Source organism: Bacillus sp. GW823-FHT06A10 (assembly GCF_058795375.1).
The window spans coordinates 953,360-965,576 of record NZ_JBXAHT010000002.1; the positions used below are offsets into that span (position 1 = coordinate 953,360).

Consider the following 12,217-nt stretch of genomic DNA (forward strand, 5'->3'; position numbering starts at 1 on the left):
AGGAGGAAAATCTGTGTCAATTCAAAAAATTGATGGAAAACGTTTATCACAAATGATCATGCAAGGAGCGAATAATTTAACAAATAATGTTCAGCTTGTTGATGCATTAAACGTATTTCCAGTTCCAGATGGCGATACCGGTACAAACATGAACTTATCTATGACTTCAGGTGCGCGTGAAGTGAAAGCAAATCCTTCACAGCATGCTGGTAAAGTCGGCGTAAGTTTAGCCAAAGGATTATTAATGGGAGCTCGTGGTAACTCTGGAGTTATTCTATCTCAGTTGTTCCGTGGTTTCTCTAAATCCATTGAACAAAAAGAAGAATTAACAACAGTTGATTTTGCTGCAGCACTAGAAGCTGGAGTAGAGGCGGCTTATAAAGCGGTTATGAAACCGATTGAAGGAACGATTTTAACGGTTGCAAGAGAAACGGGTAAATATGCAGTAACAGTTGCGAAAAAACAGCGCGACTTTGTTTTGTTTATGGAAGACGTTGTGAAAGAAGCAAACGCATCGTTAAATCGTACGCCAGATTTATTACCTGTATTAAAACAAGTTGGCGTTGTAGATAGCGGTGGTAAAGGTCTTGTAGTAGTATACGAAGGATTTTTAGCTGACTTAAAAGGAGAAACGATTTCTTCTGATGCACCGACGCAAACATCTATGAATGAGATGGTACGCGCAGAACATCACCGTAGTGTACAAAGCCAATTGAGTACAGAAGATATTAAGTATGGATATTGTACGGAGTTCATGGTGAAATTAGAGGCTGAAAAGGTGAAAGAGCATAATTTCTCTGAACAAAAATTCCGTGAAGATATTAGTGTATATGGTGATTCTCTACTAGTTGTGTCTGATGATGAAATTGTAAAAGTTCATATCCACGCAGAACATCCTGGAGACGCTATGAACTACGGGCAAAAATACGGTAGTTTAATTAAGATTAAAGTAGAAAATATGCGTGAACAGCATACTGCTTTATTAGATGAACCTGCTATGGTTCCTGAACAACCAGCTCAATCGAAAGAAAAACAACCATATGGTATCGTAACTGTGGCAATGGGCTCTGGTATTAAAACTTTATTTGAGAGCATCGGCGCAACGAAAGTTATCGAAGGTGGTCAAACGATGAATCCAAGTACGGAGGATATCGTGAAGGCAATTGAAGAAGCGAATGCTGAAAAAATCATTATTTTACCGAATAACGGAAATATTGTAATGGCAGCAGAACAAGCGGCATCAGTTGTAGATCAAGAAGTTATTGTTGTTCGTTCGAAAACAGTTCCTCAAGGTATGGCAGCAATGTTAGCATTTAACCCAGTTGGAACGTTAGAAGAGAATGAAGAAAACATGCAAGAAGCTTTATCTCATGTGAAAACAGGTCAAATTACGTATGCTGTACGTGATACGGAAATTGATGGTGTAGCAATTCAAAAAGATGACTTCATGTGTATTGCAGATGGAAAAATTGTATCTACAAATGCTGAAAAAGTAGGAGCTGCGAAGCAATTACTAGAAGCGCTTATTGATGAAGATTCTGAAATCGTAACGATTCTACAAGGTGAAGATGCAACTGACGAAGAAGTAGCGGAGTTAGTTGAATTTGTAGAAGAGAAATTTGAAGATGCAGAAGTAGAAGTGCATGCTGGAAACCAACCAGTGTATTCTTTCATCTTCTCTGTAGAATAAGATAAGATTCGTTTTGAAAATAAATGGATTACTTACTTGCTAATGGATAAGAAGTAGTAATATGAAGTTTATTACTAGTTTTTATTCAAAAGGCTAGCATATTGAAGAGAGAAAAGAGCCTTGCTGCTAATAGTGAGGCTCTTTTTTACTTGTTTTATATAAGGGATTTGAGTAGTTTCTCTTAGAATGCCTATGATAGAATATATAAGGTGAAAGAGAGCGATTACAGATGCTAATTGGTACTCAAATAAAATGCAATAAAGAAAATAATGTGACGGGGTGTGAGAATCTTGAATGATGTTGTACAAGTTCCTGTTACGGATGTAAAGGGGATCGGAGGAGAAACATCTGAGTTACTACATGAGATGGGGATTTATACAGTTTCTCATCTATTAGAACATTTTCCGTACCGTTATGAAGATTATGCGATGAAAGATCTTGCTGAAGTAAAGCATGATGAACGTGTAACGGTTGAAGGGAAGGTCCATAGTGCTCCTTTGCTGCAATATTATGGTAAGAAGAAATCGCGTCTAACAGTTCGTGTTCTCGTCGGTCGTTATTTAATTACGGCGGTATGTTTTAATAGGCCTTACTATAAGCAAAAATTAACGTTAGATGAAACGGTAACGATTACTGGTAAATGGGATCAACATCGTCAAACAATTGCTGTATCAGAACTTCATTTTGGGCCAGTTGTACGTCAACAAGAAGTGGAGCCTGTTTACTCAGTAAAGGGGAAACTTACAGTAAAACAGATGCGTCGTTTTATTGCTCAAGCGTTAAAGGAATATGGAGATTCTATAGTCGAAGTGTTACCGGATGGTTTGTTAGGCCGGTATAAATTATTACCAAGATATGAAGCACTTAAGGCTTTGCATTTTCCGGTAGGACAGGAGGATTTAAAGCAAGCGCGTCGCCGTTTTGTATATGAGGAATTTTTCTTATTTCAGCTGAAAATGCAAACACTGAGGAAAATGGAGAGGGAAAATTCAAAAGGGACGAAGAAAGAGATTCCGTCAGTAGAATTACAAGAATTTATCGATGCATTGCCGTTCCCGTTAACTGGTGCGCAGCGCCGAGTTGTAGATGAAATTTTAAAAGATATGACATCTCCTTATCGGATGAACCGACTATTACAAGGTGACGTTGGTTCTGGGAAAACAGTTGTTGCTGCGATTGGCCTTTATGCATCGAAATTAGCTCATTATCAAGGTGCTTTAATGGTTCCTACAGAAATTTTAGCTGAGCAACATTATCAGTCGCTTGCTGAAACGTTTTCGCATTTTGGTATGAAGGTGGAACTGCTAACAAGTTCTGTTAAAGGTGCAAGACGCCGAGAAATTTTAGCGAAGTTAGAACAAGGAGAAATAGATATTCTTGTTGGAACGCACGCTTTAATTCAAGATGAAGTTATATTTCATAGGTTGGGTCTCGTTATTACAGATGAACAGCATCGATTTGGTGTAGCGCAGCGCCGAGTTTTACGGGAGAAAGGTGAAAGTCCAGATGTATTATTTATGACAGCGACACCAATTCCGCGTACGCTTGCAATTACTGCATTTGGAGAGATGGATGTTTCGATAATCGATGAGATGCCAGCAGGTAGAAAGGTGATTGAAACATACTGGGCAAAACATGATATGTTAGATCGCGTCCTCGGTTTTGTTGAGAAGGAAATAAAAAAAGGAAGACAGGCATACGTTATTTGTCCTCTAATTGAAGAATCTGAGAAACTTGATGTGCAAAATGCTATCGACTTACATAGTATGCTGACGCATCATTACCAAGGGAAATGCCAAGTTGGATTGATGCATGGGAGATTATCGTCTCAGGAAAAAGAAGAGATAATGGGTCAGTTTAGTGAAAATAAAGTGCAAATTCTTGTATCGACAACAGTTGTTGAGGTGGGTGTGAACGTACCAAATGCGACTGTGATGGTTATTTATGATGCAGAACGTTTCGGTTTATCGCAGCTTCATCAGCTTAGAGGGCGTGTCGGGCGTGGTAGTGAACAATCATATTGTTTATTAATAGCAGACCCTAAATCAGAAACAGGAAAAGAAAGAATGCGCATAATGACTGAAACAAATGATGGATTTGTATTGTCAGAAAAAGATTTAGAATTACGAGGTCCTGGAGATTTCTTTGGGAGTAAGCAAAGTGGCTTACCAGAATTTAAGGTTGCTGACATGGTACACGATTATCGAGCGTTAGAAACAGCAAGGCAAGATGCGGCGATACTAGTAGATTCAGAAGCATTTTGGCACAATGATCAGTACGCTGCCTTGCGTACGTATCTTGATGGGACAGGTGTGTTCCAAGGAGAGAAGCTTGATTAAAGGGAGTCAACAAAAATTTTTGTTGCATTCTACTTTTAATGATTATATACTACTGTTAGTACCTAGTCATAAAAATGGATGGTGCGGTATGAAGAAAAGAAGAAGTAAAAAAGAAAGACAAGAATTATTACAACAAACAATCGAATCAAATCCTTTTATTACGGATGAAGATTTAGCGGAAAAATTTCAAGTGAGTATACAAACAGTACGACTGGATCGTATGGAATTGTCTATTCCTGAATTAAGAGAGAGAATTAAACATGTAGCGACAAAGCAACATGAAGAAGATGTGAAATCTTTACCGTTAGAAGAGGTTGTCGGAGAAATTATTGATATTGAATTAGATAGACATGCAATCTCTATCTTTGAAGTAAAGGTAGAACATGTATTTAAAAGAAATCAAATTGCCCGTGGGCATCATCTGTTTGCGCAAGCAAACTCACTAGCTGTTGCGGTTATTGATGAAGAATTAGCTTTAACTGCAAAGTCTACCATTCGATACATTCGCCCTGTAAAATTAGGAGAGCGTGTTGTTGCAAAAGCGCGTGTTGAAGACGTAGAGAATGATAAGGGACGGACGGTTGTCAAAGTGCGTAGCTTCGTTGGAGAAGAACTTGTTTTTACAGGCACTTTTGAAATGTATCGATCTAGTAATTATAGTGAGGAAGGTAACAACTTATGAAAATCGCAATAGATGCAATGGGCGGAGATCACGCTCCAAAGGCTGTAGTATTAGGGGCAATGAAAGCTATTAAGGAATATTCTGATCTACATATTACGTTAGTAGGGAAAGAAGAGGAAATTCGTCAATATTTAACGAGTGATGAACGAATTACTATTCTTCATACAGACGAAAAAATAGAATCGACGGAGGAACCAGTAAGAGCGGTTCGTCGAAAAAAACAAGCTTCAATGGTACTTGCGGCACAGCAAGTAAAGGATGGAGAAGCAGACGCTTGTATATCCGCAGGTAGTACAGGAGCTTTAATGGCAGCTGGATTATTTGTTGTCGGTCGTATGGAAGGAATTGAGCGACCAGCTTTATCGCCTACAATGCCAACTGTAGATGGAAAAGGTTTTGTTATGTTAGATGTTGGAGCAAATGTTGATGCAAAACCAATTCATTTATATCAATATGCAGTAATGGGATCTGTTTATGCTGAGAAGGTAAGAGGAATTGAAAATCCTCGTGTTGGACTATTAAACGTTGGAACAGAGGATGGAAAAGGAAACGAGCTTTCAAAGCAAGTATTTGCAATGCTTAAGGATGCGCCAATTAATTTCGTTGGGAACGTTGAATCGAGAGATTTATTGCAAGGTGTAGCAGATGTTGTTGTATGTGATGGTTTTACAGGGAATGTAGCGTTGAAATCATTAGAAGGAACAGCACTTGCGCTATTCTCTATGTTGAAAGAACAACTAATGAGTTCGTTTACGAGCAAATTAGCAGCGGCGGTATTAAAGCCAAAACTTATGGTATTAAAAGATAAAATGGATTATTCGGAGTATGGGGGAGCTGCATTATTTGGATTGAAAGCACCTGTCATTAAGGCTCACGGTTCTTCTAATGACCAGTCGATATTTAGTGCGATTCGTCAAACGAGAGAAATGGTAGCGAAAGAAGTAATTCCTACAATTTCAAGCGTAATGGAGGAAGAGTCACTCCAATAAGAGGAGGATTTGAAATGGGAAAAATAGCATTTCTTTTTCCGGGCCAAGGTTCACAGGCAGTTGGAATGGGTAAACAATTAGCAGAGAATAATAAAGAGGTTGCAAAAGTGTTTGCAAAAGCAGATGAGGTGTTACAAGATTCACTTTCAGAAGTGATTTTTGAAGGACCGCAGGAAAAGCTTACATTAACAACAAATGCTCAGCCTGCATTATTAACAACGAGTTTTGCTATTTTGACAGCTTTGAAAGAGTATGACATTACACCTGACTTTGTCGCTGGTCATAGTTTAGGTGAATATAGCGCTCTTGTAGCAGCTGGTGCATTAACTTTTGAAGATGCGGTATATGCTGTAAGGAAACGCGGGGAATATATGGAAGAAGCTGTTCCGGGCGGGGAAGGTGCAATGGCAGCTATATTAGGTGCTGACCCACATATGCTGAAACAAGTTACAGAAGAAGTAACAAGTGAAGGATATGCAGTGCAAATCGCTAATATGAATAGTACGAAGCAAATTGTAATTTCTGGAACGAAGCAAGGCGTAGAGCTTGCTTCTCAAAGAGCGAAAGAAAATGGTGCAAAGAGAGCAATTCCACTAAAAGTAAGTGGGCCATTCCATTCTTCACTTATGAAGCCGGCAGCTGAGAAGTTCCAAAGTGTTTTGAATGAAATTACAATTCATGATACGAATATTCCTGTTATTGCAAATGTTACGGCGGATGTTATTACACGTGGTGCCGACATTCAAGAAAAGTTAATCGAACAGCTTTATTCGCCTGTATTATGGTACCCGTCTATTGAATGTATGGTGAAGCAGGGAGTAGATACATTTATTGAAATTGGGCCTGGAAAAGTACTTGCTGGACTTATGAAGTCAATTGATTCATCAGTGAAAGCATATGCGATATATGATGAAGAGACATTAAAAGATACCATTTCAAATTTGAGAGGAGAAAATTGATGTTAAAAGGGAAGGTAGCATTAGTAACTGGCGCTTCACGTGGAATTGGTCGCGCGATTGCGATCGATTTAGCGAAACAAGGGGCAAATGTAGTAGTAAATTATGCAGGTAATGAACAAAAAGCAAATGAAGTAGTAGATGAAATTAAGAAATTAGGTTCTGATGCAATTGCGGTAAAAGCAGATGTTGCAAATGCTGATGATGTTACAAATATGGTGAAACAAACAGTAGACACATTTGGACAAGTTGATATTCTTGTAAATAATGCTGGTGTAACAAAAGATAATTTATTAATGCGTATGAAAGAAGAAGAATGGGATACAGTTATTAATACAAACTTAAAAGGTGTATTCTTATGTACAAAAGCAGTATCTCGTTATATGATGCGTCAACGTCACGGTAGAATTATAAATATCGCTTCTGTTGTGGGTGTTATAGGAAACCCAGGGCAAGCTAATTATGTTGCTGCTAAAGCGGGTGTTATTGGATTAACAAAAACATCTGCAAAAGAGTTAGCAAGTCGAAATATTACTGTGAATGCAATTGCGCCAGGCTTTATTGCGACTGATATGACTGATGTACTAGATGAGAATATTAAAGCCGAAATGTTAAAAGTTATTCCAGCTGCTCAATTTGGTGAAGCGCAAGATATCGCGAATGCTGTAACGTTTTTTGCTTCTGATCAAAGCAAATATGTTACAGGTCAAACGTTAAATGTTGATGGCGGTATGGTAATGTAATAAAAGAATCGATTTCACCTAGTTTTTTTGGTCAATATTTAATATAATATTTGAGGGGAGGTGAATGGAATGGCAGATGTTTTAGAACGCGTAACAAAAATCATCGTTGATCGTTTAGGAGTAGAAGAGACTGAGGTAGTACCAGCTGCAAGCTTCAAGGAAGATTTAGGAGCAGACTCCCTAGATGTAGTAGAACTTGTAATGCAATTAGAAGATGAATTCGAAATGGAAATTTCTGATGAAGATGCTGAAAAGATTGCTACTGTTGGCGATGCTGTGACTTACATAGAGAGTCATCTATAATGCTTAAGTGAAGTCCCGTTTTTTAGCGGGGCTTTCTGGCTTATATCTGGAGGGACCTATGCCGTACCGAAAATATAGAGAAAAAAAATACGAAACAAAATATCGTGAAGCATTTAAAGTGTTTCAAGAAAAGATAGGTATTACGTTTACAGATGAAAAATTATTGATTCAAGCATTTACGCATTCATCGTATGTGAATGAGCATCGAAAAAAACCGCATGAAGATAATGAGCGTCTTGAATTTCTTGGAGATGCAGTATTGGAACTTACTGTATCGCAGTATCTGTTTCAAAAATATCCGACAATGAGCGAAGGAGAGTTAACAAAACTACGTGCAGCTATTGTATGTGAGCCATCTCTTGTTCGTTTTGCGAACGAATTGTCATTTGGTAGCCTTGTTTTATTAGGAAAAGGTGAAGAAATGACAGGTGGACGTGAACGACCAGCTTTATTAGCGGATGTCTTTGAAGCGTTTATTGGTGCCCTTTATCTTGATCAAGGGTTAGAAACAGTTTGGGAATTCTTAAAAGAAATTGTATATCCGAAAATTAATGAGGGTGCTTTTTCTCATGTGATGGATTATAAGAGTCAGTTACAAGAATTGATTCAGCGTGATGGTAGTGGCAATGTTGAGTATCAAATTTTGCAAGAAAAAGGACCAGCTCACAATCGAGAATTTGTGTCACGTGTTACGTTAAATAACGTAGCTTTAGGTCTTGGTAGTGGTAAGTCGAAAAAAGAAGCAGAGCAACAAGCTGCTGCAGAAGCATTGAAAAAATTAAAAGAACAACTATAAGGAATCCCCCTTTGAATGAGGGGGATTCCTTGTGCATAGAATGAAACTTTCTTTTTGTTTGTAAATAAAAAGAAGGTAAATCCGTATAATAGCTTGTTTTTGTATAGAGAACATTTATAACGACGGAGAATAGGAGGAAGGCCTTTCGTGTTTTTAAAAAGATTAGAAATAGCAGGGTTTAAGTCTTTTGCTGAGCGTGTATCTGTTGATTTTGTCCCGGGTGTAACTTCTGTAGTAGGACCTAATGGAAGCGGGAAAAGTAATATTACTGATGCAATTCGCTGGGTACTTGGTGAACAATCTGCAAAATCATTACGTGGTGCAAAGATGGAGGATATTATTTTTGCAGGCAGTGATACGAGGAGAGCGGTTAATGTTGCTGAAGTAACAATAACTTTAAATAATGAAGATCAACGTTTACCAATTGAATACAATGAGGTGTGTGTAACACGTCGTGTATCTCGTTCAGGTGAAAGTGATTTTTATATTAATAAACAATCATGTAGATTGAAAGATATTATTGATTTATTTATGGACTCTGGTATGGGAAGAGAAGCTTTTTCAATTATTAGCCAGGGGAAAGTGGAAGAGATTTTAAGTAGTAAGTCAGAAGAGCGTCGAGGTGTATTTGAAGAAGCGGCAGGCGTACTAAAATACAAACTTCGCAAAAAGAAAGCTGAAGGAAAATTAGAAGAAACACAAGAAAACTTAAATCGTGTACAAGATATAATTCATGAATTAAGTAGTCAAGTAGAACCTTTAGAAAGACAAGCTTCTATTGCGAAAGATTATCTTGAGAATAAAGAAGAATTAGAGAAAGTAGAAGCTGCGCTTATTGTCCATGAAATTGAAGAATTGCATGAGAAATGGGAAGCACTTCGAAATCAGTTTGGGCATAATAAAAACGAAGAAGCTAAAATGTCAACGAATTTACAAAAAAGTGAAGAAGAACTTGAGGAATTACGAGGACAATTACAAGCGGTAGATGAGTCTGTAGACTCGTTGCAAGAGGTACTTCTTCTTTCTAGTAAAGAGCTAGAAAAACTAGAAGGGCAGCGCGAGTTGTTAAAAGAGAGAAAGCAAAATGCTACGACGCATTGTGCGCAACTTGAGCAGTTAATTGTTGAATTAACAGAGAAAGCTAAAATTTACGATGGTGAGATTGAGTCAAGTACAGAAGCTTTAATGCAATTTGTGAATGAAGTAAAAGAGTTGGAGCAAAAATTGCATGATAATGAGCAATTGCTTGCTACTTTTGCTGACAATTTAGAGGAACAGATTGAGAATTTAAAAGGTGACTATATTGAACTTTTAAATCAACAAGCTAGTCATCGCAATGAATTATCTATGATTGAAGAACAATCTAAACAGCAAACGTCTAAAAACGAGCGTCTAGATGAAGAGAATGCGAAATATGTAGAAATGCGTATGGGAATTACAGCGAAAAAGACGAAACTTGTAGAAAGTTACGAACAAGCGAAAGAAAAAGTAGCGGGCATTCTCTCAAACATACAGAAGACAGAGGCGGCACTTGGGAAATGTAAGACGCAGTATAGTGAAAATGAAACAAAACTATACCAAGCATACCAATTTGTGCAACAGGCACGTTCTCGAAAAGAAATGCTTGAAGAGATGCAAGAAGATTATTCTGGCTTCTATCAAGGTGTACGTGAAGTATTGAAAGCTAGAGAAAATAGGTTGCAAGGTATCGAGGGTGCTGTTGCGGAACTGTTAACGGTTCCGAAAGAATACGAAGTTGCAATGGAAATCGCTCTAGGTGCAGCGATGCAGCATATTGTTGTACAAACAGAGGAGCATGCTCGTAATGCGATTGCATTTTTAAAGCAAAATAAACATGGACGTGCAACGTTTTTACCGCAAGCTGTTATTAAAAGCAGATCGTTATCATTTGAGCAATTACGCATTGCAAATCAACACCCATCGTTTGTAGGTGTGGCGGCAGAACTTGTGCAGTACAACAATAAATATGAAAATGTAGTTTCAAATTTATTAGGTACTGTTATTGTTGCGAAAGATTTACGCGGAGCAAATGAGTTGGCGAAACAACTGCAATACCGTTATCGCATTGTAACAATTGAAGGTGACGTAGTGAATCCTGGCGGTTCTATGACTGGTGGGGCGGTAAAACAAGCGAAATCTTCTTTATTAGGACGCCAACGTGAACTGGAAGAGTGGACTCGCAAGTTAACTGATATGGAAGAAAAAACAACGAAGTTAGAAAACTTTGTTAAAGCAGTAAAACAAGAGATTCAAGAAAAAGAAGTGAAAATACGCGAACTAAGGCAAACTGTAGAAGTGGATCGTGTAGAAGAGCAGAAATTAAGAGAAGAGATTAATCGTTTAGAATTAGAAGAACATCGTATTAATGACCGCTTGTCTATTTATGATTTAGAGATTGAAGGGTTTTTACAAGATCGAGTAAAAATGCAAGGGCGTAAAGAGGAGTTAGAAGGGATTTTAGCGAATCTTCAAGCTGATATCACTGAGTTAGATAGTAAAATTGTAGCTTTAACAAAACAAAAAAGTGAGCAACATTCTTCGAAAGAAAAAGTTCAAAAAGAAATGACTGAATTAAAAGTGCTGGCAGCTGAAAAGCAACAACGCTTATCTAATCAAAAAGAAAAAGTTGAACGATTGACGAAGGAAAAAGAAGAAACGGATGCGACACTTGTAAAAACGAAAGAGGATTTAGCATTCTTAAAACAAGAAATGACATCTAATTCAAGTGGTGAAGAGCAAATTACGAATATGATTGAGAAGAAAGCGTATGATCGTAATCAAACTTCAGAATTAATTCGCTCTCGTCGTGAACAACGTGTATCGTTGCAAGAGAGAGTAGAACATTTAGAACGCAATTTGAAAGAAACGACAGGTAAACATAAATATATTCTTGAAATGTTGAAAGATCAAGAAGTGAGAATAAACCGACTTGATGTAGAGTTGGAAAATAGATTACAACATTTACGTGAAACATATACGATTTCATTTGAAGCGGCGAAACTAAAATATACAATGACAATGCCTGCAGAAGATGCGCGTAAGAAAGTAAAATTAATCAAATTATCCATAGAAGAGTTAGGTACAGTGAACCTAGGGGCAATTGATGAATATGAACGTGTAGCGGAGCGTCATACATTCTTACTAGAGCAGAGAGACGATCTAGAAGAAGCGAAAACGACATTGCACCAGCTTATTACCGAAATGGATGAAGAAATGAAAAAACGCTTTTCTACTACGTTTGAAGGCATTAGAATGGAGTTTCAATCGGTATTCTCTGAATTATTTGGAGGCGGTAGAGCGGATTTAGTAATGACTAATCCAGAGGATTTACTAAATACGGGTATTGATATTGTAGCACAACCGCCAGGGAAGAAATTGCAGAACTTAGGTTTACTTTCAGGTGGAGAGCGTGCTTTAACGGCAATTGCGCTTTTATTTGGTATTTTAAAAGTGCGCCCAGTACCGTTCTGTGTACTAGATGAGGTAGAGGCCGCCCTTGATGAAGCGAATGTAGCTCGTTTTGCACAGTATTTAAAGAAATTTAGTGATGAGACGCAGTTTATTGTAATTACACATAGAAAAGGTACAATGGAAGAGTCTGATGTGTTGTACGGTGTAACAATGCAAGAATCAGGGGTATCTAAACTTGTATCGGTTCGTTTAGATGCCGGAGAAGAACTTATTGCAAGTGAATAGGA

At 37.8% G+C, this 12,217-nt stretch carries 9 protein-coding genes; all 9 read left to right on the top strand.

What is annotated here, in order from left to right:
- Positions 1–13: 13 nt before the first annotated feature.
- The 9 genes from AC1Q8M_RS19865 to smc all read left to right on the top strand — a co-directional run bounded on the left by AC1Q8M_RS19865 (position 14) and on the right by smc (position 12,215).
- Positions 14–1,690 (top strand): DAK2 domain-containing protein, encoded by a 1,677-nt coding sequence (locus tag AC1Q8M_RS19865; RefSeq protein ID WP_000027131.1) that lies wholly within the window; start codon positions 14–16, stop codon positions 1,688–1,690.
- 290 nt (positions 1,691–1,980) lie between these two features.
- A complete protein-coding gene (recG, locus tag AC1Q8M_RS19870) occupies positions 1,981–4,029 on the top strand; it encodes an ATP-dependent DNA helicase RecG (protein WP_001000823.1) in 2,049 nt (682 codons plus the stop codon).
- Between the two features lie 88 nt (positions 4,030–4,117).
- Entirely contained in the window at positions 4,118–4,711 is a 594-nt protein-coding gene (fapR, locus tag AC1Q8M_RS19875) for a transcription factor FapR (protein WP_000747349.1), read from the top strand.
- On the top strand, positions 4,708–5,700 hold the full coding sequence (gene plsX / locus AC1Q8M_RS19880; protein WP_000684099.1) for a phosphate acyltransferase PlsX: 993 nt from the start codon (positions 4,708–4,710) through the stop codon (positions 5,698–5,700). The genes fapR and plsX overlap by 4 nt, the downstream gene beginning before the upstream one ends.
- Before the next feature lie 14 nt (positions 5,701–5,714).
- A complete protein-coding gene (gene fabD, locus AC1Q8M_RS19885; RefSeq protein ID WP_000515902.1) occupies positions 5,715–6,659 on the top strand; it encodes an ACP S-malonyltransferase in 945 nt (314 codons plus the stop codon).
- On the top strand, positions 6,659–7,399 hold the full coding sequence (gene fabG / locus AC1Q8M_RS19890) for a 3-oxoacyl-[acyl-carrier-protein] reductase (protein ID WP_000911769.1): 741 nt from the start codon (positions 6,659–6,661) through the stop codon (positions 7,397–7,399). Before fabD ends, fabG begins: the two co-directional genes overlap by 1 nt.
- Positions 7,400–7,468: 69 nt before the next feature.
- The gene (gene acpP / locus AC1Q8M_RS19895; protein ID WP_000786062.1) at positions 7,469–7,702 is read left to right on the top strand and encodes an acyl carrier protein; all 234 of its coding nucleotides are present in this window, start codon (positions 7,469–7,471) and stop codon (positions 7,700–7,702) included.
- A gap of 58 nt (positions 7,703–7,760) precedes the next feature.
- Complete coding sequence (gene rncS / locus AC1Q8M_RS19900; protein WP_001146875.1) at positions 7,761–8,498, top strand: ribonuclease III; 738 nt, start codon at positions 7,761–7,763, stop codon at positions 8,496–8,498.
- 147 nt (positions 8,499–8,645) lie between these two features.
- A complete protein-coding gene (smc, locus tag AC1Q8M_RS19905; protein WP_098855702.1) occupies positions 8,646–12,215 on the top strand; it encodes a chromosome segregation protein SMC in 3,570 nt (1,189 codons plus the stop codon).
- The last annotated feature ends 2 nt before the right edge of the window (positions 12,216–12,217 follow it).